Genomic DNA, 24966 nt, shown 5'->3' with positions numbered 1-24966 from the left:
CAGGAATTACACTAATTGACCTGATTTAAGGCTCTTTAGGGCATTTGAGGTATTTGTGTCATTAAAGCTGCAAAAGGAGAAAAAATTAGGCGCAGGCTTACTAATTTCCGCGAATTTTCCGTTTCCAAATGCGGTTCAGACTACCTTGCAGCTCCTCCTCTGCTTCTCCGCTTCTCCGCCCCTCCGCCCTTCAAAAAAGCTTGGCAACCTTTAATGATTCGACCTTGAACAACTGAACCTTGAACACCTGAACCCTCCGCTTTTCCGCTCCTTCGCATCCTATAACCGGAAAGTCCTTCACTTCATTTACAAAAAGGATCGCTTCAATATAGTTCTTTCCTATTTAGTGCGCCATTAAAAATTCATCCTATTTATTAGCATTTGTAAATCAAAAAGGGGCAGGGTCCGGTCTAATTTTCATGTCCTCCAAGCCTTCTTTTTTGATCCTTAACCCAACCCCGCTAAGCACAGGAATGTGACTGAAGGGGCGAAGCTGTAGGCGGATGGGAAGTTGGTTAAAAATGTTAAGGGTTAAAGGTTAAATGTTCAGTGTTCAATTGTTCAATGTTCAAGGAGGAGTTGGTAAAGGTAGGAGGGCCTGGTTTAAAATGTTAAATGTTCAGTGTTCAGTGTTCAGTGTTCCTTGTTCAATGTGGACTTGAGAAAAGAAGGAATTTTGGGTTACTTTGGAGCATTGGATTTTAGACAAAAAACGCTATAACCTAGCTTCTTGATTAGATAAACGGATAAAATTAAGTATTTAAAACTGGCTTTTGTAGATTAGGCTTACAACATTAAACTGTAAGTCAATGAAAGCTAAAAACTTTGAAGACCTGGAAATCTGGCAGGAAGCCAGAGCGTTAAGCAAAATTATCAGGGTATATACTAGAAAAGAAAGTTTCTCCAAGGACTTTAAATTATGTTCCCAAATTAACGCCTCTTCTGGTTCAGTTATGGACAACAAAGCAGAGGGTTTTGAGATACCTTAAATCTTCAGACAGAAAAGGCAACAAACTTGATCCTTGATTTCCTTTTCCCAGACTTAACACTGAACAATTGAACCCTGAACCTTGAACAACTGAACCTTGAACAATTGAACCCTGAACCTTGAACAACTGAACCTTGAACAACTGAACCTTGAACAATTGAACCCTGAACCCTGAACAATTGAACATTGAACATTGAACAACTGAACCCTTTGCTCCTTCGCCTTCAAAATTAAATTAAATCATTCCCAACGAATTTCCATGACATCAAACTCCTCCAATCCCACCATCGCGATCATCGGCCTAGGCTATGTAGGACTGCCTTTGGCAGTAGAATTTGCCAAAAAATTCAAAGTGGTGGGCTATGATATCAATCCGGAGCGCATCAATGAATTACAGAAAGGGCACGACAGTACCTTGGAAGTAGAAGACCGTGAACTGCAAAGACATTTAATCCATGATATGGTAGCCCTTCAGCTATCTGACAATGGTTTGTTTGTTACCTATGCGATAGGAGCGCTAAGTAACTGTGACGTGTACATCGTGACAGTACCTACACCTACTGATAAACATAATCGTCCTGTGCTTACTCCTTTGCTTCGCGCATCGGATATGATAGGTAAAGTCCTGAAAAAAGGAGACATTGTCATCTATGAATCCACGGTTTATCCAGGAGTGACAGAAGAAGAATGTGTACCGGTACTGGAAAGGAGTTCAGGACTGAAATTCAATCAGGATTTTTATGTGGGCTATTCTCCCGAGCGGATCAATCCAGGGGACAAAGAACATACAGTTTCCAAAATAAGAAAGGTTACTTCAGGATCCACCCCGGAAACAGCACGCTTTGTGGATGCACTTTATGCATCTATCATCACTGCCGGTACCTATTTAGCTACTTCAATAAAGGTGGCAGAAGCTGCCAAGGTGATCGAAAACTCCCAAAGGGACATCAACATAGCTTTTGTCAATGAACTCTCCAAAATCTTCAATCTGCTCGGCCTAGACACCCATGAAGTCCTTGAAGCGGCAGGAACCAAATGGAATTTTCTGCCCTTCAAACCGGGCCTGGTAGGTGGACACTGTATAGGCGTGGATCCCTATTACCTGGCCCAGAAAGCACAAGAGGTAGGTTATCATCCCGAGATCATCCTCGCAGGTAGAAGGCTGAACGACAGCATGGGGAGGCATGTAGCTACGGAGGTAATCAAGTATATGATGCGCAAGAATCTCAAAGTAGTGGATTCCAAAGTATTGATCTTAGGCTTTACTTTTAAGGAAAACTGCCCGGATGTACGCAATACGCGGGTAATCGATATCTACCAAGAACTCAAATCCTTCGATATGCAGGTGGATGTGTATGACCCCTGGGCAGATCCTGCTGAGGTCATGCATGAATATGGTCTTGAGATTATGAATGGGAATACCCAAGAAAACTTACATCAATACGCAGCCATCATCCTAGCCGTCGCCCACAACGAATTCAAATCCTGGAACATCCAAACATCCGATAAGCAGGTAGTGTATGATGTAAAGGGGTTTTTGGAGAAGGAGAGGGTGGACTCACGGCTATAGGAGCGAAGAGGCGAAGAGGCGGAGGGGCGAAGAAGCGAAGGGGCGAAGGAGCGGAGGGGCGAAGGAGCGAAGAGGCGGAGAGGCGAAGGGGCGAAGGAGCGGAGGGGCGAAGGAGCGAAGAGGCGGAGAGGCGAAGGGGCGAAGGAGCGGAGAGGCGGAGAGGCGGAGAGGCGAAGGAGCTGAGAGGCAGAGGAGCGAAGGGGCGAAGAGGCGGAGAGGCGAAGAGGCGGAGAGGCGAAGAAGCGGAGAAGCTAAGAAGCTGAGAGGCGGAGGGGCGGAGAGGCGGAGGGGCGGAGAGGCTAAGGAGCTGAGAGGCAAGGGAGCGAAGGAGCTAAGAAGAAATGGTTTGAGGGGTGAGGAAAAATAGAAGTAAGTTTGAGTTTAGAATAGAAATAAAGTTTTTCTTTTATTGATTGTTAAGTGAGTGGTGTAAAAATTATAAATTTGGGTTTAAATGATTGTTTGTTTAAACTTAATTTTTACAGCCATGAACTTTCGATTTGAATCATTGGATATTTGGAAGGAAAGTATAGATTTGACTAATATTTTGTTTGATATTGCAGATTTGGCGGAAGAAAAAAAGAAATATAAGTTTGCTGAACAACTCAACGGTGCAGCGCTAAGTATTTCTAATAACATAGCAGAAGGTTCTGGTTCCTATTCAAATAAGGATTTTGCAAATTTTCTAAACATTTCCAGAAGATCCATATTTGAGTGTGCTAATATTTTACATGTTTACGAAAAGAGAAGGATTATAACCGAAGATCAAAGGTTGAACCTCAATGATAAACTCTTAGAATTAAGTAAAAAAATCCATTTCTTCCGAAAAAGTTTGATTAACTAATTCTCTGAATAACAGGTAATTAAGTGTAATTTTACTGACTTAGCTTTGCGAAATGCTCATTAGCCCCTTAGCTCAACAAACCTTGCTACTTCGCTCCTCAGCATCTTGGCTACATACTCAAAGCCTTAGCTACTTCGCTTCGTAGCCTCTTCGCTTCAAACTGAAAACCTTAGCTACTTCGCTTCTTCGCCTCTTAGCTACATACTCAAAACCTTAGCTACTTCGCTTCTTCGCCTCTTAGCTACATACTCAAAACCTTAGCTACTTCGCTTCTTCGCCTCTTAGCTACATACTCAAAACCTTAGCTACTTCGCTTCTTAGCCTCTTGGCTAAAAAATCAAAACCTAAAAACACAAACCTTGTCAAAGATATTAATCACCGGCTCCGCGGGCTTCATTGGCTTTCATTTGGTATCCAGATTCCTGGAGGAAGGGGGGTATGAGATTGTAGGATTGGATGTGATCAATGATTACTATGATGTGAACCTGAAGTATGCGCGGCTGGCGCAACATGGTATCGCCAAAGAAGTCATCCTTTCCCATCACCTGATCCAAAGTGAGACCTATCCCAATTACCGCTTTATTCAGGCGGACCTGTCTGAACACGATTTTATTGTGGCTTTTATGCTTCAGGAGAAGTTTGACTATGTGGTCAACCTGGCAGCGCAGGCGGGTGTACGATACAGCATAGACAATCCCAGGGCTTATACCAAGTCAAATATCGATGGCTTCCTGAGCATCTTGGAAGGTTGCCGCCATAGCAAGGTAAAGCACCTGGTCTATGCCAGTACCTCTTCCGTCTATGGCCTGAATGAAGAGATGCCGCTTTCCGAGAAGCAACCTACCCAACACCCCATGTCCTTGTACGCGGCGACCAAGAAAGCCAACGAGATGATGGCCCATACCTATTCCCATTTGTTTGGACTGCCGACTACAGGCCTGCGTTTCTTTACCGTCTATGGTCCTTGGGGCAGGCCGGACATGGCCTTGTTTCTCTTTACCGAGGCGATCTTACAAGGCAAGCCCATCAAGGTCTTCAACTATGGGAAGATGATCAGGGATTTTACTTATGTAGGGGATATAGTAGAATCCGTCAAGCGCTTAACCATCAAACCCGCCCAGCCCGATGCAGCGTGGAATGCACGGCAGCCTGCTGCCGATGCATCCCCTGCACCGTACAGGATTTTCAATATCGGAAATTCCGCTCCCGTGCAGCTGGATGCGTATATAGCAGCCGTAGAAACCGCCTTAGGCAAGCCGGCCATCCGTCAACTCTTGGACATGCAGCCCGGTGACGTACCCGCTACCCATGCCGATACCCAATCCCTGGAATCCTGGGTCAACTTCAAGCCCCAAACCTCCGTGGAGGAAGGGGTGAGGAGATTTGTAGAGTGGTATAGGGAGTTTTATGAAAAAGTGGGTGTTAAGGGATAACGGTTAACAGTTAATTGTTAAATGTTAACCGTTAAATGTAAATTCTCAGAAACTCTTCGAAGCAAGTTTTAATGTTTAATTCTGAACACTTGAACATTGAACACTAAACAACAGAACTTTAACCCTCCGAAATTCTTCGGAGAAAGCTTGAACACAGATCAATTGAACCCTAAACAATCAACCCTTCCCTTGAAACGCATCCTTATTACCGGCGGAGCTGGATTTATAGGTTCCCATGTAGTGCGGCGAATGGTCACACGCTATCCTGAATACCTTATTGTCAACCTGGATAAGTTGACCTATGCGGGAAATCTGGAAAATCTAAGTGACATCGATGGAGCTTTTAACTACGTTTTTGTTAAAGGTGAAATTGAAGATCAAGATTTATTGCGTGAGCTTTTTGCAGAATATGTTTTTGATGGGGTCATTCATCTCGCTGCTGAATCACATGTAGACCGAAGTATTACCGATCCTTTTGCGTTCGCTAGAACCAATGTTATAGGCACCTTGGTATTGCTACATACGGCAGTCAATACTTGGAAGAATGATTTTTTAAACAAACGCTTTTATCATATTTCTACAGATGAGGTCTATGGTACCTTGGGAGAAACGGGATTCTTTACCGAAGAAACCCCATACGATCCCAATAGTCCCTATTCCGCCAGCAAGGCTAGTAGTGATCTGTTTGTCCGGGCTTTTGGAGAGACCTATGGATTGCCTTATGTCATTTCCAACTGTTCCAATAATTACGGACCCAATCAGTTTCCGGAGAAATTGATTCCGCTATTTATTAATAATATTATCCACAAAAGACCTTTACCGGTATATGGCAAAGGGGATAATACCCGCGATTGGCTGCATGTGGAAGATCATGCAGATGCCATCGATGTGGTTTTTCATCAAGGCAAGAACAAGGAGACGTACAATATTGGTGGTTGGAATGAGTGGAAGAATATCGATCTGGTGAATTTGCTTGGTAAGCTGATGGACAAAAGGCTGGGCAGGGAACAAGGAGATTACCAAAGATTAATCACTTATGTGAAGGATAGGCCCGGACATGATTTGAGGTATGCCATTGATGCGACTAAAATTGCCAATGAATTGGGATGGAAGCCAAAATACAGTTTTGAGGAAGGACTTCAACAAACCATAGATTGGTACCTTTCTAATTCCGAATGGCTAGAACATGTCACTTCCGGCGCTTATCAGGCATATTATGATGAACAATATCTGAATCGATGAAAGGAATTGTTTTAGCCGGTGGTTCCGGTTCACGTTTGCATCCGCTTACCTTGGCTGTTTCAAAGCAGCTCTTGCCGGTGTACGATAAGCCCATGATTTACTACCCGTTATCGGTGCTGATGCTGGCTGGGATAAGGGAAATCTTGGTGATATCTACACCTCATGATCTGCCAAGTTTTCAGAGATTATTAGGTGATGGAAGTCAATTTGGAATTTCCTTGTCCTATGCGGCCCAAGCTTCACCGGATGGTTTGGCACAGGCCTTTCTCATAGGGGAGGAATTTATCGGTGAGGATGATGTATGCTTGGTGCTCGGTGATAATATTTTTTATGGAGCAGGTCTTCAGGGAATCCTGAAAAACGCGGTGAAGAAAGTTCAGGAAGAGCGTCAATCGGTGGTCTTCGGGTATTATGTAGAAGATCCTCAGCGCTATGGAGTAGCCGAATTTGATCAAGAGGGAAAGGTCTTGAGCATAGAGGAAAAGCCAGTCCAACCCAAATCCAACTATGCCGTGGTTGGGCTTTATTTCTATCCCAATTCGGTAGTGGAAGTGGCCAAACAGGTCCAACCTTCCGCCAGAGGGGAACTGGAAATCACCTCCATTAACCAATACTATCTCGCTCAAGAGCAGCTTTTTCTTCAAAAATTAAGCAGGGGATATGCTTGGTTGGATACAGGAACACATGAGTCCTTGGTGGAAGCGACGGAATTTGTGAAAGCAGTGGAAAAGAGGACAAGTTTGAAAATCGCTTGTCTAGAAGAAATAGGATATAAAATGGGCTGGATCAATGATGACACTTTAAAACAACTGAGTCAGTCCATGGGTAAGTCCAGTTATGCCAACTATCTCCAAAATTTAGTTTAAGCAATGGATTGCAGAATAATTCAATTCCCTAAAATCTTCGACCCGAGGGGGAACTTGACTTTTTTACAAAACTCAGATCAGGTTCCCTTTGAAATTCAGCGGGTTTTCTGGACCTATGATGTGCCAGGAGGGGAGACTAGGGGAGGGCATGCTTATTTTAAGCAGGAAGAGATTATTATCGCCTTGGGTGGAAGCTTCGATGTGGTGATTACGGATAAAGAAGGGGCAGAAACCAAGTATTCCTTAAACCGCTCCTATTATGGGCTGTATATCCCCGCCATGACCTGGAGACATATGGAGAATTTCTCCACCAATTCCTTGGGACTTCACCTTTCTAGTTCAGTCTTTGATGAAGCGGACTATTTGAGAGATTTTGAACAATACAAAAGTTTTTAATTTTTATGGTTACGGTATTTGATTGCAATATTATATATCTCCCTCAATTGGGTGACAGAAATGGACACATCACTGCTGTAAATAATAATAATGAAATTCCATTTGCAGTTAAAAGGGTTTTTTATCTATATGATATCCCGGGTGGTGAATCAAGAGGGGCACATGCACATAAAGAATGCCATCAGTTTTTAGTAGCAGCGAGTGGGGCTTTTGAAGTGCTCTTAGATGATGGAAAAACTAAGCGTCAGGCGATGCTCAACAGGCCTAATATGGGCTTGCATATCCCTCCGGGTATTTGGGCCTCGGAGATTAATTTTTCTTCGGGATCCATTTGCCTTGTTTTTGCATCCCATGTGTATGACGAAAAAGATTATATAAGAGAATACGATCAATTTTTAACTCATGTACAAGATTCATCCATCCGCAGAGGTTCAAACAAATAAAATAGGTGAAGGAACAGTTATTTGGCAGTATGCCGTAATTTTGGCCAAAGCAGTTATTGGTAAAAACTGTAATATAAACGCACACACTTTTATAGAAAATGAAGTTGTATTGGGCGATAATGTTACAGTAAAAAGTGGAGTTTATTTGTGGGATGGCTTAGTAATAGAAGACGATGTTTTTATAGGCCCCAATGTCACTTTTGTGAACAATCCTTATCCCAGATCGAAAAAATATCCTGAAAAACATCAAGGTGCCAAAATAGAGCAAGGAGCTTCCTTAGGTGCCAATGCAACAATCCTTTCAGAAATAACTATCGGTAAATTCTCTATGATAGGAGCAGGTGCAGTGGTCACCAAAGATGTTCCTCGTTTCTCTCTTTTGGTGGGAAACCCAGCCAAACAGGTAGGGTTTGTAACAAAGGATGGTGTTACCCTTGACATGGACCTAGTAGACAAAAAGACTGGAAACCGTTATCAATTTGACGGGGAGAATTTTACTTTAATTTAAACGACAGAATGAAAATCCCATTTCTTTCATTTTCAGGGATGCATCCGGATATAAAGGCGAAGATGTATGAAGCTTTTAGTCAATTTTATGATTCCAACTGGTATGTCTTAGGGGAATTTACCAAAAGCTTTGAAAAAGCTTATGCGGAATGGAATCAGGTCAATTATTGTGTAGGGGTGAGTAATGGATTAGATGCACTGGTGCTCAGTCTGAAGGCCTTGGGAATAGAAGAAGGGGATGAGGTTTTGGTTCCTTCCAACACCTATATTGCTACTTGGCTGGCCGTTTCTTATGTGGGTGCCAAGCCTGTAGCTGTAGAACCGGATATTAGAACTTACAATATCTGCCCAAGAATGGCTGAAGAAGCTATTACCCCAAAAACAAAAGCCATCATGGCAGTACATCTCTATGGTCAGGCCTGTGAGATGGATGCGATAAAGGACTTATCTAAAAAGCATGACCTACTTATTGTTGAGGACAATGCCCAGGCTCATGGGGCCACATTTCTGGGAAAGAAAACAGGGAGTTGGGGTCATATCAATGGAACAAGTTTTTATCCGGGAAAGAATTTAGGCGCTCTGGGAGAAGCGGGAGCAGTTACTACAGATAACGCCACTTTGGTGCATAAGGTTCAGGTGTTGAGAAATTACGGTTCCCAAAAGAAATACTACAATGAAGTCCCCGGTTACAATATGCGGATTGATGAGCTACAAGCAGCTTTATTGGGCGTGAAGCTTCCTTATTTGGAGAACTGGACAATGGAAAGACAGCAAATCGCCAGTTTGTACTGTCAGCAGCTTCAGGGAATTGGTGATTTGATCCTTCCTTACACTTTAGAAAATGCAAGCCACGTATATCATTTGTATGTAGTACGGACTAAACAGAGGGATAAATTGCAGGAATACCTCACACAACAAGGGATTGGTACCATGATCCATTATCCTATTCCACCCCATTTACAGCAAGCCTATGCCTCTTTGGGCTTTCAGAAAGGAGATTTTCCGATTGCAGAAGAATTGGCGGAAACTTCTTTAAGTTTACCCTTATGGCCAGGTATGACTGAGGGGCAGGTTAAGGAAGTAACTGCTGCCATTGTAGCGTTTTTTAATGAGCGAGGATAAATCGGCTTACCGTCAGATCATGAAAGCAACCTCCATCTTCGGAGGTGTGCAGGTTTTTCAGATCCTGATTGGAATTGTTAGATCTAAATTCATTGCCGTTCTTTTAGGACCTGCAGGAATGGGTCTTGCTGGCTTGCTTCAGGCCGGGAATGGGATGATTGCAGGGCTTACAAACTTTGGTTTGTCCAGCAGTGCGATCAAGAATATATCGGCAGCTCATGCGGAAGGGGATGAAGAAAAAGTCGGTAGAATAATTGCAGTTTTTAGACGCTTGGTTTGGGCAACGGGATTGCTTGGATTGATAATTACTTTGGGACTATCCTCCTACCTAAGTCAACTAACATTTGGCAATAAGGATTACACTTGGGCCTTCGCTTTGCTGTCAATCACGCTATTAATAAATCAAATCAGTGCTGGACAGGGTGTTTTATTAAGAGCCATGCGCGAAGTTAAGTTGATGGCAAAATCTTCCATGATTGGGAGTGTTTTAGGTCTTGTGACCACGATTCCACTCTATTATTTTTATGGAATGGACGGTATCGTTCCTGCCTTGATTTTAGCCGCTTTTACCTCTCTTTTTTTAAGCTGGTATTTTGCTTCCAAGCTTTCCTTCAAAAAAGTTAAGGTCGATTTTTCTACGGTCAAGATTGAAGGTAAAGATATGCTTACTATGGGTTTTATGATTAGCCTAAGTGGAATTATTACCCTAGCATTTTCCTATTTGGTTCGGATTTTTATCAGTAATTATGGTTCAGTAGATGATGTAGGTTTGTATAATGCCGGTTTTGCAATTATCAATACTTACGTAGGCATGATTTTTACAGCGATGGCAACAGATTACTATCCCAAATTATCAGGAGTAGCCCATGATGTGGATAAAATGAATCAGACCATCAACCAACAAGCAGAAATAGCCATTCTGATTTTAAGTCCCATCATTTTGGTTTTTATTGTTTTTATCAAATGGGTAGTCTTCCTTTTGTACTCAGAGGCATTTTTACCAGTCAATCAAATGATTTTATTTGCCGCAGCAGGTATGCTATTTAAAGCATTGAGTTGGGCGATTGCCTTTGTGTTTTTAGCCAAAAGCGCCAGCAAGCTTTTTTTCTGGAATGAACTCATCACCAATATTTATATGCTTGGGCTTAACCTAGCTGGCTATTATTGGTATGGACTTACCGGTTTAGGAATTTCATTTCTAGTAACCTATGTTTTGTATGCGTGTCAAGTTTATTTGGTGTCAAAAACCTTATTTAAATTTAAAATCGATAGTGTGCTAGTTAAGATATTTTTTCTCAATCTGACTTTAACAGTAATATGTCTTTTAGTAGTGCTATTGATTATGGATATCTATTTAATGTACTTAATTGGATTAATCTTAATAGTAGTATCAGCTATTTACAATTTGATTAATCTAGATAAGAGAATGGGTTTAAGAGATAAGTTTTATGGGATTTAAAAAGTGATTTTTAGAGACTTTGAAAAAGTATGAGAAATGAATCAAGATAAGAATCCTCTGGTATCAATAATAGTTATCACCTATAACTCAGCTAAGTTTGTTTTGGAGACTTTGGAAAGTGCCAAAGCCCAAACTTATCAAAATATAGAGTTGATAATAAGCGATGATTGTTCATCGGATAATACCATTGAAATTTGCAAAGAATGGCTAAAAGAGAATAAAGATAGGTTTGTAAATACGGAATTGATAACTGTAGGAAAAAATACGGGTATTCCTGCTAATTGTAATAGAGGGGTTAAGGCTTCTAAAGGAGAGTGGATAAAGTTAATTGCAGGAGATGACTTAATAGATGAAACTTTGGTTTCTGAGTATCTAAAAAAAATTTCGATTCTCGGAGATAATTTTATTCTTTGTTCAAATTATCGGATTATCGATGAAAGTAGTAGAAAAATAGGGGCTGTAAATCTTAAAAAAACAAAATTTTTTCATCAACTGAAAAATAGTGAAGAGCAATTTCAGATGGCATTGCGAATTTCAGGTACTATTCCGCCTCTGACTGCTTTCTATTCAAGAGAAATGTATGATACTGTAGGAGGATTTGATGAGCGTTTTAAATTATTGGAAGACTATCCATTTTTTCTAAAGTTAAATCAAAAAGGGTTTTATGCAATATTGATTGAAAAAGAGCTTGCTTCATATAGAAAATCATCGACAAGTGTTACCGCCGCAGGTGAAAATAGAATTTTTCATCCAATTTTTCTTCAGACTTTCAGGTTTCAAGCTATGTATTGTAAAAATCATGTTTCATCAATAGAGGCACTTGGTTTCATCTTTAACGAATTAATTCATAGATTTTTTCAACAAAAGAATTTAAATAACAAAAAATTCACCAAACTCTATTGGATACTATTTAGGTTAAATCCATACATTGTTAAAAGATTTTTTCTTGGATGTTCAAATAGGGTATATTATCAGAATTTGATCTGAATTAGATTAAGAAGGATTGAAAAAGTTTATATACTTACTGTGTTTAATTCCATTTTTTGGTTTTGTAAGTTATTTGCAAAATACAATTAGCTTTAATTCAATTATTAAATATATTGTTCCTGTTCTTTTTTTAATTGTTTCTTTCTATGCATTTATCAGAACGAGGCCTAAATGGTTGATTGGTAAACTCGACAAAATAGTTTATTTCTTCTTTTTTGTTTTTACATCCTATCTTTTTGTGGATAGTTTTAGACCAGAGGTATTTTATATTCAAGAGTTTTTAGTAGGTGAACTTTATGCGTTACCGTATTTGCTCCCTTTATTTATGTTGTCAATTATATTAGCTCCCTCACAATTAAGGCAATATTTTCTTATATGTAAAAAGTTGTTGATTCCAGGTGTATTGGTACTCATCTTCATTATTGCGAACCTTAATTTTGAAAATTGGCTCTTGCATGTTTATACTTATGAGTTATTTCTTTTTTCTTTTCCCATTTTATTTTTAGTTAAAGATTTCTGGAACAACAAAAGACTTGATTTTTTTTTGTATATCGTTTTTGTCTTAACTATTTTTATAGCTGGATTTTATGGTAGGAGGTCTATTTTTGGAGATTTAATCCTGATTTTTGTATTTTATCAATTAATTACTTTATCATCTAAATCCACATCTAAACTATCTTTAATATTTAGGTATAGTGTTTTAGGCCTTTTTATCATTCCTGTATTTTTGATCTATTCGAGCGATTTTACCCAATTTAGTGTTTTTAAAAGAGGGCTAAACAAAGCTGGATGGGAAGAGTCAAGAGGTCAAGTGCTTGAGGAATTTTTTAGCGATTTTGGTTCAACTAAAGATTGGTTGATAGGTAGAGGTTTAAATGGAACGGTTAAACGCTCAATTGGATCTTCTGCAGACAAAGGTGAAGGAAGGGTTATTGAAAATGGGTACCTTACCTTAGTATTAAAAGGTGGCAATGTGTATTTCTTATTAATACTTTATTTTTTTTTGAAAGCATTTTATTTAGGATGGTTTCAAAGCAACAATGACTTCACGAAAGCTTTTGCCGCCTTGCTTTTAATACATTTATTAGGAATGATTGGCTTCAATATTCCTGTTTTTAATCATCGTTATATTTTGCTTTGGTTGTCGATACCTATTTGTTTTTCTGTTTATTACAGAGGGTTAACCAATGAACAAGTTAAACAACTAATCATACCAAGATGAAGGTTCTTTGGTTTTCAAATACTCCTGCTTTAGGAATTGAGTTTTTAAGTAAAGAATCTAAAATTAAGGGTACAGGAGGTTGGATGTCAGCGTTAAATGAAATCATGAAAAACAAGGTTGATCTCCATATTGCTTTTCACTATCCTTACAAAAAAGATTTATTTGAATACAGAGGTACAAAATATTATCCTGTTTATACCGGAAATATATTGTATAATTTAATTAAAAGTAGATTTTTTATCGATGTACCTGATGATAAATATCTTGATTTTTATTTGAATGTAATCAATGAAGTTAAACCAGATATTATTCACATCCATGGAACTGAAAATTCATTCCTTTGTATATTAGGGCATATAAAAATACCTGCTATTGTTTCGATTCAAGGTAATGTTACAGTCCTTAATCACAAATTTTTTTCGGGATTTAACGGTAAATTTTTAAATCGGCTAAATTCCACAAGTTTAAAAGAATTCATTTTAGGTCCCAAAAGCTTTAAAAGAAGTAAGAATTTTCTTTCAAAAATGACTCAAATAGAGCAAAAAAGAATGAAAGATGTTCAATACATTATAGGGCGAACTGATTGGGATTACAGAATTACAAGGGTTCTTTCTCCAAATAGTAAATACTTCAAGGGTGAGGAATTATTGAGAGAGGCATTCTATTCTAACAAATGGGATAATCTATATCAAAATGAGGGTAAACTTATAATTTTTACTACCAATAGCGATAATTATTTTAAGGGAATAGAAACTGTTTTTCATAGTATTACATTATTGCAAAAAATAGGAATTGATATAGAATGGAGGATTGCAGGTATTAAGGACAATAGTTTAATAGTTTCTATTTGTAGAAGCTTTTTAGGTTCAAGTTTCCCAAAGTCAGGATATAAATTGCTTGGACCGCTTGATGAGGAAAGTTTGGTTCAAGAATTACTGGCTGCTCATATGTATGTGATGCCATCACATATTGAGAATAGTCCTAATAATTTATGTGAAGCAATGATTCTTGGAATGCCTTGTATTGCAACTTTTGCCGGAGGAACCAGTAGCCTTTTAAAAGATGGTGAAGAGGGAATTCTAATTCAGGATGGTGATCCTTGGGCAATGGCTGGTTCTATAATTGAATTAAAAAATGATTATGATAAAGCTTTATCAATTGGTAATAATGCACGAAGGCGTGCTTTGATACGTCATGATAAAGAATTAGTTTTAGAACAATATTTGTCAGTTTATAATAGTATTTTAAATTATTCTTAGTTGATTGTTTCTGTAGTCATTAATTCCAATCCCTTTAACCAATCCTCCGCCAGCGCCAACCGATGGCTAACTTTGATTGAGGGTATTGCTTCTTTAGGTGCAAAAGTCCAATTGCTGATAAGTGGAGGGTATACCAGTGCGGAAGAGAAAGAAAAATTTGGAGCAAAAGGTGTTCATAAAAATATAAGCTATGAATACGTACTGCCTATCTTAGTTGAAGGCTATTGGATGGTTCGTTTCCATAATTATATCGGCCAGACGATTCGAAATGGCCAAGTGATAAAAAAACTTAAAAACTTTTTAAAACGAAAAAGGGATCATTTGGACGGATGCATCATCCTTGAGTTTTCGATTTGCTGTTGCTATTAAAAAGCAAAATCCGCAAGCTAAACTTTTTATTGAAATGAGCGAATTCCTGGATATTCACCATTACAATAAAGGTAATTTTCTCCAAAGATGGCAAGGGGATGCTAAACAACGCTTGTTTGAGAAAAAAGCTTTCTTTGCCTATGATGGCATGGCCTTGATGACCCAAACCTTGGTTAAGCATTACCAAAACTTTCCAAATCCCCAACCCAAACTGTTGCACCTTCCCATGACAGTAGATTTGGAGAGGTTTCAAAGTCCAAAAGAACCACTTCCAGAATTCCAATCGCCTTACATTGCTTTTGTAGGGGTAATGAATGATGCCAAGGACGGAGTAAGTAACTTGATAAAAGCTTTTAATTCCATTAAAGACAAATTCCCTTCACATAAAGTCTATTTAGTAGGGGCATGGAACTATGATACGCCCATTCATTTGCAGTTGATCAAGGATTTAGGCTTAGCAAAAAGAGTTTTCTGGATGAAGGAATATTCTAGAGAACAAATCCCCAATATCATTTGTAATGCGGACTTGCTTGTATTGCCCAGACCTGATTCCAAGCAGGCTCAGGGAGGTTTTCCGACCAAACTGGGAGAATACTTGGCAACAGGAAAACCTGTATGCGCCACACGTGTAGGAGAGATACCGGATTACCTGACAGACAATGAATCAGTATTTTTCGCTGAACCTGGTTCGGTTGAGTCCTTTGCTGATGCAATGGGCAGAGCTTTGGGTGATTATGAAAATGCCAAGAGAGTTGGAGCAAATGGAAGGAAGGTGGCCGAGGAGCATTTTAATAAAGATGTGCAGGCGAGGAAGCTTTGTGACTTTTTGGAGAAGTTGGAAAAACAAGAGCCAAGGAAAAAGTAAAAAGAGGGCGGAGCGTTAAGAAATGATTCAGTGAATCATTTTAGCGACGAGCCAGGTTGCAGGGTGGGTTTTAAGAGCCAAGTAAAAAGGCAAAAGAGCCAAGATTGTAAAAGACAAAAGTAAAAAGACAAAAGAAAGGTTTTAAAAGCCATGATAAAAAATAAGACACTTTTGATTACGGGGGGAACGGGGTCGTTTGGGAATGCGGTATTGCAGCGGTTTTTACATACGGATCATTTTTCGGAGATACGTATTTTTTCCCGTGACGAGAAGAAGCAGGATGATATGCGGAATTCTTTGAAAAGCTCCAAATTGAAGTTTTATATAGGTGATGTGAGGGATTTTGATTCGGTAGAACCTGCTACAAGAGGTGTGGATTATATCTTTCATGCAGCAGCTTTGAAACAAGTACCATCGTGTGAGTTTTTTCCTATGCAGGCGGTTAAGACCAATGTAGAAGGAACACAAAATGTGATACGTGCTGCGGCTTCCAATGGTGTAAAGAAAATAATTTGTTTGAGCACCGATAAAGCCGCTTATCCTATCAATGCCATGGGTATTTCAAAGGCAATGATGGAGAAAGTAGCGATAGCAGAAGCAAGAAATTTATCAGATACTACTGTTTGCTTAACTCGTTATGGCAATGTTATGGCTTCACGGGGTTCGGTAATTCCTTTGTTTATCAATCAAATCAAAAGTGGATTACCATTCACCATCACTGACCCCAATATGACGCGCTTCTTGATGAGTTTGCATGATGCCGTGGATTTGGTGTTATTTGCTTTTGAACACGGAAATTCTGGAGACTTATTTGTTAACAAAGCGCCTGCTGCAACTATTGGTGATTTGGCTCAAGCCATCAAAGAATTGGCACAAGCGGATAATGAAATTAAAATCATAGGTACGCGGCATGGAGAAAAATTATTTGAAACCTTATGTACGCGTGAAGAAATGGTCAAAGCCGAGGATATGGGTGATTTTTACCGCATCCCTGCCGATAACCGTGATTTGAATTATGCGATGTATTTTTCCGAAGGGGAACAAGATATTGCAAAAGTGGAAGATTATCATTCTCATAATACCGAACGACTAGATGTAGAAGGCGTGAAGAAGTTGATCTGTGGATTGGGGTTGGTGAGGAGAGAGATTTTTGGGGAAGAGGTGGAGGAGTTTATTGTTTAAGATCCAAGGCAAAAGTAAAAAGAGCCAAGTATTTTTAAGATAAAAGTAAAAAGACAAAAGTGGGATTGATTGAAGGAAATTTGCATAGGGATGAGAGGGGAGTAGTGAGGTTTGTGAATGACTTCGATATGTCTCGGGTTGTGAGGATGTATTGTATTGAGGCGGAGTTGGGTGTTATCAGGGCTTGGCAGGGACATCGGAAAGAAACCAAGTGGTTTTTTGCAGCGAAGGGGAGTTTTTTGGTGAAAACAGTGGAGATGGATAGCCTTGATAGGAAAGAATATATTTTGAGAGATTCTGAAAGCAATGTTTTGGAAATCCCTGCAGGGCATTATAATGGATTTGAGGGGTTGGAAGAGGGGGCTGTGATGATGGTTTTTTCGAATGTTGGATTGGAGCATTCGATGGGGGATGATTTTAGGGAGAGTTTAGATAATATCAATTGGTGAGAATAGATCACGGATGATACGGATTGGACGGATGGTCACGGATTAAAATCTGCGTAAATCGGCAAAATCCGTGTCACTTGTACTGAGCGAAGTCGAAGTATCAGCGTTCCATTAAAAATCAGATATGAAAAAAGTAGGGATTACCGGTCAGAATGGGTTTGTGGGTTGGCATTTGTATCAGACTTTGAAACTGTACAAGGAGGAGTTTACCCTGATTGATTTTGAGCGGGGATTTTTTGAGGATGATGCAAGCTTAGACGAGTTTGTATCGCAGTGCGATGTGATTGTTCATTTGGCCGCATTGAACCGCCACAACGACCCAGAGGTCATTTATGAAATGAATACGGGTTTGGTGAAGAAACTGGTTGCTTCGCTTGAAAGAACCCAAAGCCAAGCGCATGTAATTATTTCCTCTTCTACGCAGGAAGAGCGTGATAATCTCTATGGTAAATCCAAGAAAGAAGGTCGTTTGATGCTATCAGATTGGGCAAATAGAGCAGGAGGAAGGTTTACAGGTATGATAATACCGAATGTGTACGGACCCTTTGGACATCCTTATTATAATTCAGTAGTCGCCACGTTCTGTCATCAAGTATCGCACAATGAAACACCCAAGATAGAAGTGGACGGACAATTGAAGTTAATTTATGTGGGTGAGTTGGTAGAGGAAATCATCAAGGCCATTCGTAATGATGATAACACCCACGAACTTCAAATTTCCCATACAGCAGAAGCTAAGGTGTCTGAAATTTTAGCTCTGTTGGAGCACTACAAAGAGGTTTATCAAGAAAAGGGCGAGTTTCCAGCCATCAACAGCGCATTTGAACACAAATTGTTCAATACTTATCGCTGTTACATGGACATTGCAAATTATTTCCCAAGAAAGTTCACGCAACATACAGACAACCGTGGAGCCTTCGTAGAAATCGCCCGTCATGGGATTGCTGGACAAACTTCTTTTTCAACAACCCTTCCAGGTATCACCCGTGGCAACCATTTCCATACCCGCAAAATTGAGCGCTTCGCCGTCATCAAAGGCAAAGCCCTAATTCAGCTCCGAAAAATTGGAACCAACGAAGTCCACAACTTCTACCTAGACAGCGATCAACCCGCCTACGTCGATATGCCCATTTGGTATACCCATAATATTAAGAATATAGGAGAAGACACCTTGTATACTATCTTCTGGATCAATGAGCCGTATGATGCGGGGGATCCGGATACTTGGTTTGAAGTGGTTTAGAAAAGACAAAAGGATAAAGACAAAAGATAAAAGTGGCTTTAAGTTGTAAATATGGAAGGAGGTAGAAATGATTTGGAAGAGAGGTTGTTCAATTTTGCTGTTCGAACAATAAAGTACCTTCGGTCATTGCCATCTACATCTGAATACAACGTAATTAAATACCAGTTAACAAAGTCCTCAACCTCCAGTGGAGCGAATTATGAAGAAGCGCAAGCTGGTTCCTCAAAATTAGATTTCACAAATAAGGTAAGAATTTCTTTGCGTGAAATGAGGGAGTCCAATTATTGGTTAAGGATTCTTAAAGGTATTGAATCGAAAGCCGACGAGGAATTAAATGCACTCATTCAAGAATCTAAAGAATTGAAGTTAATTTTAGGCTCGATAGTTCAAAAAGCTAGAAATTCTAAAGACAAAAGATAAAAGGATAAAGACAAAAGTAGTCAGAAGCAATCCCCACTTTTATCTTTTTACTTTTGTCTTTTATCTTATTTAAAAATATGCAAAAACTCAAAGTTATGACGGTCGTAGGGACTCGTCCAGAAATAATAAGATTATCCCGAGTAATGGCAGCTTTGGATGCTAGTCCGGCGATTGAGCATATCACTGTTCATACTGGTCAGAATTACGACTATGAACTCAATGAGGTATTTTATGAAGACTTAGGTGTTCGCAAGCCGGATTATTTTTTGAATGCGGCTGGGGCGACGGCCACGGCAACGGTAGGACAGATTTTGATCAATATTGATCCTATTCTGGAAGAAGTGAAGCCTGATGCTTTTTTGGTCTTGGGGGATACAAATTCCTGTTTGTGTGCCATTCCTGCCAAGAAGCGACATATTCCTATTTTCCATATGGAGGCCGGTAACCGATGTTTTGACCAGCGGGTACCCGAGGAAACCAACAGGAAGATCGTAGATCATATTTCCGATATCAATTTAACCTATTCTGATATCGCCAGAGAGTATTTGTTAAGGGAGGGCTTACCAGCTGATAGAATTATCAAAACAGGTTCTCCTATGTATGAGGTGCTGAATCACTATATGCCGAAGATTCAGGCCAGTGACATTTTGGATAGCATGGGCCTGGAACAAGGAAAATACTTTGTTGTCTCTGCCCATCGAGAAGAAAATATCAGCAATGACAAAAACTTTTTCGCCCTCCTTGAGTCTCTTAACCAGATAGCTGAGAGGTATGGCTATCCGATTATTGTGAGCACTCATCCACGGACTCGCAAACATCTTGAACAATTAAATCCGCAAAAATCCGCCCAATCCGAGTCACTTGTACTGAGCGAAACCGAAGTATCCGCGTTCCATTTAAATCCCCTCATCCAATGGCAGAAACCAATGGGATTCTCAGACTATAACGCTTTGCAGATTAATGCATTTGCCGTGCTATCGGACAGTGGAACGATATCTGAGGAGTCCTCCATTATGAACTTTAGGGCACTGAATATACGTGAAGCTCATGAAAGACCCGAAGCGATGGAAGAGGCTTCTGTGATGATGGTCGGCCTTAATCCTGAGCGAATCCTTCAAGGCCTCGCCCAACTTGAACGTCAAGCTGTAGGATTAAGAAATAAAAGTAGCGAAAATGAGAAAATAAGTAATGATTCACTAATCACTAATCACCAATCACTAAACACTACATTCCAACAAGTATCGGATTACTCCATGCCAAATGTCAGTGATAAGATGGTAAGGATTATTCTGAGTTATACAAGTTACATTAAAAGAGTTGTTTGGAGTGAGTAGTTTTAGATCATTCATTTCAAACTTTCATACGAATCTTTCTGGTAAAAATGTATCCAAGAAAATAGTCGTAATTGAATCTGATGATTGGGGTAGCATACGAATGCCCAACAAAAATGTTTTTAATGAACTACTTAAAGCAGGAATACCTGTAGATAAAAGTGCTTATTGTAAGTTTGACACCCTTGAAAATGAAGAGGACGTGACCTTGTTATTGGAAGTTCTTTCTTCTGTAAAAAATAGAGAGGGTGAAAATCCCATACTTACGGCAAACTTTGTTGTTGCTAATCCCGATTTTCAGAAAATAAAAGCAAGCAAATTTGAATATTATTACAAAGAATCCATATATCAAACTTATAAAAGATTATCGGGTCATGAAAAGGTTTTGGATATAATTCACCAAGGATTAAATGAGGGTTTAATTAAGCCACAATTTCATGGGAGAGAACATGTTAATATACCTCTTTGGTTAGAGCTCCTTCAAAATAATCAAGATTTTAAATTAGCTTTTGATCATGGAGTGTGGGGATTGAGTAAGGATGTCTTTCCTTACATGCAAAAAAGTATACAAGCAACCTATGACAGTGAAGACTTCGAATACTGTAAAAACTCTATTAAAGAAGGATTGATCCTATTCAAAGATATATTTGGTTTTCTTTCAAAATCCTTTATTGCCAACAACTATATATGGCCATCAGAAATTGAACAAACATTATTTGAAGGAGGGGTAAAGCATTTGCAGGGTATGAAATACCAATTATTTCCTATGAATATTGATGGGAAAAGAGATAAAAGGAGAACTTATTTCGGTCAACAAAACAAATCAGGGATGACATATGGTGTTAGAAATTGTTCCTTTGAGCCGATTGAACTTGGGGATGATTTTTCTAAAACCCTTTTCCAAATTAGCAATGCATTTTTATTTAAAAAGCCCGCTATTATAAGTACCCATCGAGTTAATTTTTCTGGAGGGCTTTGTAAAAACGCCAGAGATAAAAATTTGAAAGAATTTAAAAACCTGCTGGATGAAATAATTAAAAGGTGGCCCGATGTAATATTTAAATCAAGTGATCAAATACTGTAATAAGCTATGAAGATTCATGTTTTGCATTATCAATCAAAATTTTCCTTAGGTTTTGATGATTTTTATCCTTTGTATAAGAATAAGAATTTGATAAAACAGAAGGGGTATAAAATTAACCTATTTTATAATATTCATTCACCAAAAATATTTGATTGTGATTTAATTATAGTCCATGTTCGCTACACTTTTAAAAATGGTAAACAAAAGGAACGTTTTTTTAATGATTTAAAAGATAGAAAAATAATAATTGTTTTATTCGATGGTTTTGATACTTCTGGAATTCCAAACTTTGAAGATTATATTTACCTTGATAAGGTTTGGAAAAAACAGATTTTTAAAGATAAATCATTTTATTTAACGGCTACAAATGACACAGCGGTGAGGCCATGGTTGAATAATCAAGAGCCCTTACTTTATGAGAAGTATCAAAAGGCAACTCATCAAGACTTGGAAAAGTTACTTATAGGTTGGAATATTGGACTGTGTAGTTATATTAATTTTAATTATGGTTTTTTGAATAGGTTCAAAAACTTTCATAACTATAAGGTGTTAAAAGAATTTAATTTTAATTTGATAAAGAGGTATAGTTTTTCTTTCCGCGGAGAAAAAAATTATTCGAATAATAAGATTTCCTCTCAGAGAAATAAGCTATATGATATTTTAACGACAATTGATTTAGAAGAATCAATTATAGGTGGTAAGGTTTCGAAGAGTGAATATTTACGCGAATTGGAGCTTTCAAAAATATCTGTTAGTCCTTTTGGGTGGGGCGAAATATGTCATCGTGATTTTGAATCTATGTATTCACAGGCTATTCTTTTTAAACCAGATGTTTCTCATTTAGAGACCTTTCCTAATTTTTTTATTAATAATGAAACCTACATTCCATTAAGGTGGGATTTATCAGATACTGAACAAAAAATTAGTACCTGTTTGAAAGATTATGAATGTTATCAAGATATCATAAAGAATGCGTATGATACTTTTAAGATGTATCATTACGATGATTTACTCTTTGTAAATCACTTTATTAAATTAATTGATCTAAGTGCAAATAAAAAATAAAAATAAAATCTGCCTCCTTATCCCATCTCTCCAATCCGGAGGTATGGAGCGTGTTATGTCCGAATTGGCAGCTTATTTTTGCTCTAAAGAGGAGTATGAGGTGCATTTGGTGCTTTATGGTCTTACTAGGGAGATTTTTTACCCAATTCCTGAAACTATTATAGTTCACAAACCAATATTTGAATTTGACAATTCTAAGAGAACTTGGAATACGTTCAAAACGCTTTGGTTTTTAAGACAAAAAATCAAGAAAGTTCAACCTGACACGATTTTAAGCTTTGGTGAGTTGTGGAATAATTTTGTCTTATTGGCTACACTTGGATTAAAGTTTCCAGTCTTTGTTTCGGATCGGTGCCAGCCGGATAAACGATGGGGGAGAATCCAAGAAATCTTACGAAATAAATTGTATCCTAATGCTGCGGGGGTAATTTGTCAAACAGAAACGGCGCGAAAGATTTTCCAAAAAATGTTTCACAATGAAAATTGAAAATATTGAAATACAGGATGCTGAAACAACAAAGGTTGTTTTTTTATACCGAGAAATAATGCCATACAATATTCCTGTAATAATTGAATTGGTAAAACTGAATGCTGAAATTTTATTCGTACATGATGATGTTAAAAAATTAACGCCTTATGTGCCCCCAATCCTCGATGGAGTAGAATATTTTAAGAAATCAGATTTAAATCAAAGAAGTTTAGAGCTTTTGGTTCACGGCTTTAATCCAGATATTATTTACATATCGGATAGAACAATTGCCATGTATAACAAAATAGGCATAGTCTACAATGGAAAAATCCCAGTGATTTCAGGAAATGACACCCCTTGGTATGGAGGAAAGCAATGGTTGAATGTTGTAACGTCTTGGTTTCGACACAAGCGTTTTTTTTCCCATATGCTAGTGGCCGGAATAAGACAGTTTGAATATGCCAAAAAGTTGGGATTTGCCAATGATAAGATTATTTGGCCAATGTATTCAGCGGATGTAAAAACCTTTAAACAAATTCCTTTGGGTATAAGCAGATTTGAAGAAGCTAAGGATATATTGTTTGTTGGTAGGTTTAATAAAGTCAAAGGAATAAATTATCTATTGGATGGCTGGAGACAAATTGAAAATAAGAATGGCGCAAAATTACATCTAGTAGGTAATGGCACCTATTTGGACAAATTAGAATTACCTAATGATATTGTTATCCATACATTCAGCAACCAAGAGTATTTAGCAGAATTGGCTTTTAAATGTAAAGCTTTTATTTTGCCATCTATTTTTGAACCCTGGGGAGTAGTTGTCCATGAATTCGCTGCTGCCGGAATGCCTCTGATTATTTCGGATGTTTGTGGTGCTTCGCCTCATTTTTTGAAGAATAATTATAATGGTTTCTCCATAAAAGCCCATTCATCTTCAGATGTCCAAGCGGCTTTGAGTAAAATTTTTTCCTTGAATCCAAAGCAATTATCCGAAATGGGAAAAAAAAGTAGAGAACTTTCCCAATCTATTAGTCCTAAACTCGTAGCAGCTGCGATTCTTTCCACACAGAAATGAGGAAAAAAATTACCATTATTTTACCAAAATTAACTGCGGGTGGTACTGAGAGAACTGCGGCAGAGTTGGCAAACTATTTGGTATCCCATGACATTGATGTATCGATTTTATTAATGTTCAATTATCCTCATTTTTTTAATTTGGACAAGCGGGTAAAAATTATAGAACCATTGCCAGCAGTTAGGGACAAACTTGGAAGAGTATTATATTTACCATATTTGATTTTATTCCTAAGAAAAAATTTAAAAAACATAAAACCAGATAGTATTTTATGCCTTGGGTATATACTTTTTTCTTTGATTGCATCATTTGGAATTAAATCGAGAGTAATTATTTCTAATCGAACTAGTCCCTATAGAGTGAGATTTCCGAAAACAAAAGTTCTTAATGGGATTTATAAATTTTCATATTGGCTTTTAAATAGTAGAGTAGATGGAATAATTGCACAGACTCAAACAGCAGCTGAAGTATATAGTAGAAGTTTCAAATGTTCTATTAGAGTAATTCCTAACTTTTTAAAGGAAATGGAATATTTCCCGAAATTAAAAAAGAAAATATTATCATTACAGTTGGTAGAGCCGTACCTGAAAAAGGACAAAAGCATTTTATAGACGTTGTAAAAAAATTAGCAAAAAATAATTGGAGATTTATTTTATTGGGTGATGGTCCTGAGTTGGCAGATTTAAAAACCTATGCTAAGAAATTAAATGTTTTAAATAGAATTGAATTTTTAGGTTTTTCAAATGAAGTAGATAAATATTTAGCTCAATCTAAAGTTTTTGTGTTCACTTCTCTCACAGAAGGTTATCCAAATGCAATTATTGAGTCAATGGCTCAAGGTTGTGTGCCTGTATCATTTGATTGTATTGCAGGCCCTTCCGATATCATTAAACATGGAGTAAATGGTTACTTAATGGAGGTTGGAGATACAGATTCTATGGCTCATTACATTAAAAATTTAATTCAAAATGAAGATTTATTACATAATATGTCAACAAACTCTCAAGAAGTAAGAAATACGAATAGTTTGGATACTCTTGGTAAATTATATATGGATTTTCTTTTGCCAAATTAAT

Annotated in this window: 27 protein-coding genes; all 27 read left to right on the top strand. The window is 38.2% G+C overall.

The window, feature by feature from the left end:
• Positions 1–809: 809 nt before the first annotated feature.
• Positions 810–989, top strand: a complete 180-nt coding sequence (locus B879_RS11180) for a four helix bundle protein (RefSeq protein ID WP_009185292.1) — start codon at positions 810–812, stop codon at positions 987–989.
• Positions 990–1247: 258 nt separating this feature from the next.
• Positions 1248–2558, top strand: coding sequence for a nucleotide sugar dehydrogenase (locus B879_RS11170; protein WP_009185291.1), 1311 nt, complete (start codon positions 1248–1250; stop codon positions 2556–2558).
• A 487-nt stretch (positions 2559–3045) separates the two neighbouring features.
• Positions 3046–3402: a four helix bundle protein gene (locus tag B879_RS11165; protein WP_040400525.1), complete on the top strand. Its 357-nt coding sequence runs from the start codon at positions 3046–3048 to the stop codon at positions 3400–3402.
• Between the two features lie 359 nt (positions 3403–3761).
• Positions 3762–4835 (top strand): NAD-dependent epimerase, encoded by a 1074-nt coding sequence (locus B879_RS11160; RefSeq protein WP_009185289.1) that lies wholly within the window; start codon positions 3762–3764, stop codon positions 4833–4835.
• A 189-nt stretch (positions 4836–5024) separates the two neighbouring features.
• Entirely contained in the window at positions 5025–6077 is a 1053-nt protein-coding gene (gene rfbB, locus B879_RS11155; RefSeq protein WP_009185288.1) for a dTDP-glucose 4,6-dehydratase, read from the top strand.
• Positions 6074–6943, top strand: coding sequence for a glucose-1-phosphate thymidylyltransferase RfbA (gene rfbA, locus B879_RS11150; RefSeq protein WP_009185287.1), 870 nt, complete (start codon positions 6074–6076; stop codon positions 6941–6943). The genes rfbB and rfbA overlap by 4 nt, the downstream gene beginning before the upstream one ends.
• A 3-nt stretch (positions 6944–6946) precedes the next feature.
• A complete protein-coding gene (locus B879_RS11145; RefSeq protein WP_009185286.1) occupies positions 6947–7339 on the top strand; it encodes a sugar 3,4-ketoisomerase in 393 nt (130 codons plus the stop codon).
• Positions 7340–7344: 5 nt separating this feature from the next.
• Entirely contained in the window at positions 7345–7782 is a 438-nt protein-coding gene (locus B879_RS11140) for a sugar 3,4-ketoisomerase (RefSeq protein ID WP_009185285.1), read from the top strand.
• The gene (locus B879_RS11135; protein ID WP_009185284.1) at positions 7742–8290 is read left to right on the top strand and encodes an acyltransferase; all 549 of its coding nucleotides are present in this window, start codon (positions 7742–7744) and stop codon (positions 8288–8290) included. The genes B879_RS11140 and B879_RS11135 overlap by 41 nt, the downstream gene beginning before the upstream one ends.
• An 8-nt stretch (positions 8291–8298) precedes the next feature.
• Positions 8299–9411 carry a DegT/DnrJ/EryC1/StrS family aminotransferase gene (locus tag B879_RS11130; protein ID WP_009185283.1) on the top strand — a complete coding sequence of 371 codons (1113 nt, stop codon included), beginning with the start codon at positions 8299–8301 and terminating at the stop codon, positions 9409–9411.
• A complete protein-coding gene (locus B879_RS11125) occupies positions 9398–10870 on the top strand; it encodes an O-antigen translocase (RefSeq protein WP_009185282.1) in 1473 nt (490 codons plus the stop codon). The genes B879_RS11130 and B879_RS11125 overlap by 14 nt, the downstream gene beginning before the upstream one ends.
• Positions 10871–10906: 36 nt before the next feature.
• Positions 10907–11857: a glycosyltransferase gene (locus tag B879_RS21815; protein ID WP_009185281.1), complete on the top strand. Its 951-nt coding sequence runs from the start codon at positions 10907–10909 to the stop codon at positions 11855–11857.
• 16 nt (positions 11858–11873) lie between these two features.
• Entirely contained in the window at positions 11874–13079 is a 1206-nt protein-coding gene (locus B879_RS11115; RefSeq protein WP_009185280.1) for a hypothetical protein, read from the top strand.
• On the top strand, positions 13076–14338 hold the full coding sequence (locus tag B879_RS11110; RefSeq protein ID WP_009185279.1) for a glycosyltransferase family 4 protein: 1263 nt from the start codon (positions 13076–13078) through the stop codon (positions 14336–14338). Before B879_RS11115 ends, B879_RS11110 begins: the two co-directional genes overlap by 4 nt.
• Positions 14339–14707: a hypothetical protein gene (locus B879_RS11105; RefSeq protein WP_009185278.1), complete on the top strand. Its 369-nt coding sequence runs from the start codon at positions 14339–14341 to the stop codon at positions 14705–14707. It begins immediately after the preceding gene.
• A gap of 34 nt (positions 14708–14741) precedes the next feature.
• A complete protein-coding gene (locus tag B879_RS11100; RefSeq protein WP_009185277.1) occupies positions 14742–15572 on the top strand; it encodes a glycosyltransferase family 4 protein in 831 nt (276 codons plus the stop codon).
• 150 nt (positions 15573–15722) lie between these two features.
• On the top strand, positions 15723–16754 hold the full coding sequence (locus B879_RS11095) for a polysaccharide biosynthesis protein (protein ID WP_009185276.1): 1032 nt from the start codon (positions 15723–15725) through the stop codon (positions 16752–16754).
• A 59-nt stretch (positions 16755–16813) separates the two neighbouring features.
• Positions 16814–17203: a WxcM-like domain-containing protein gene (locus B879_RS11090; protein WP_009185275.1), complete on the top strand. Its 390-nt coding sequence runs from the start codon at positions 16814–16816 to the stop codon at positions 17201–17203.
• Between the two features lie 124 nt (positions 17204–17327).
• Positions 17328–18446, top strand: coding sequence for a polysaccharide biosynthesis C-terminal domain-containing protein (locus B879_RS11085; RefSeq protein WP_009185274.1), 1119 nt, complete (start codon positions 17328–17330; stop codon positions 18444–18446).
• 51 nt (positions 18447–18497) lie between these two features.
• The gene (locus tag B879_RS22845) at positions 18498–18866 is read left to right on the top strand and encodes a four helix bundle protein (protein ID WP_009185273.1); all 369 of its coding nucleotides are present in this window, start codon (positions 18498–18500) and stop codon (positions 18864–18866) included.
• 77 nt (positions 18867–18943) lie between these two features.
• Positions 18944–20200: a non-hydrolyzing UDP-N-acetylglucosamine 2-epimerase gene (gene wecB / locus B879_RS11075; RefSeq protein ID WP_009185272.1), complete on the top strand. Its 1257-nt coding sequence runs from the start codon at positions 18944–18946 to the stop codon at positions 20198–20200.
• On the top strand, positions 20193–21281 hold the full coding sequence (locus tag B879_RS11070; protein ID WP_009185271.1) for a hypothetical protein: 1089 nt from the start codon (positions 20193–20195) through the stop codon (positions 21279–21281). Before wecB ends, B879_RS11070 begins: the two co-directional genes overlap by 8 nt.
• 6 nt (positions 21282–21287) lie before the next feature.
• Positions 21288–22346 carry a hypothetical protein gene (locus tag B879_RS21810; RefSeq protein WP_009185270.1) on the top strand — a complete coding sequence of 353 codons (1059 nt, stop codon included), beginning with the start codon at positions 21288–21290 and terminating at the stop codon, positions 22344–22346.
• A 43-nt stretch (positions 22347–22389) separates the two neighbouring features.
• Entirely contained in the window at positions 22390–22833 is a 444-nt protein-coding gene (locus tag B879_RS11060) for a glycosyltransferase (RefSeq protein ID WP_157231592.1), read from the top strand.
• Entirely contained in the window at positions 22823–23890 is a 1068-nt protein-coding gene (locus tag B879_RS11055) for a glycosyltransferase (protein ID WP_009185268.1), read from the top strand. Before B879_RS11060 ends, B879_RS11055 begins: the two co-directional genes overlap by 11 nt.
• The gene (locus B879_RS11050; RefSeq protein ID WP_009185267.1) at positions 23887–24501 is read left to right on the top strand and encodes a glycosyltransferase; all 615 of its coding nucleotides are present in this window, start codon (positions 23887–23889) and stop codon (positions 24499–24501) included. Before B879_RS11055 ends, B879_RS11050 begins: the two co-directional genes overlap by 4 nt.
• On the top strand, positions 24420–24965 hold the full coding sequence (locus B879_RS11045; RefSeq protein ID WP_083847945.1) for a glycosyltransferase: 546 nt from the start codon (positions 24420–24422) through the stop codon (positions 24963–24965). Before B879_RS11050 ends, B879_RS11045 begins: the two co-directional genes overlap by 82 nt.
• The last annotated feature ends 1 nt before the right edge of the window (position 24966 follow it).

The organism is Cecembia lonarensis LW9 (genome assembly GCF_000298295.1).
Lineage (GTDB): Bacteria > Bacteroidota > Bacteroidia > Cytophagales > Cyclobacteriaceae > Cecembia > Cecembia lonarensis.
Note: the sequence above shows the minus strand (reverse complement) of the source record. Positions and strands in the feature narration are given on the sequence as shown.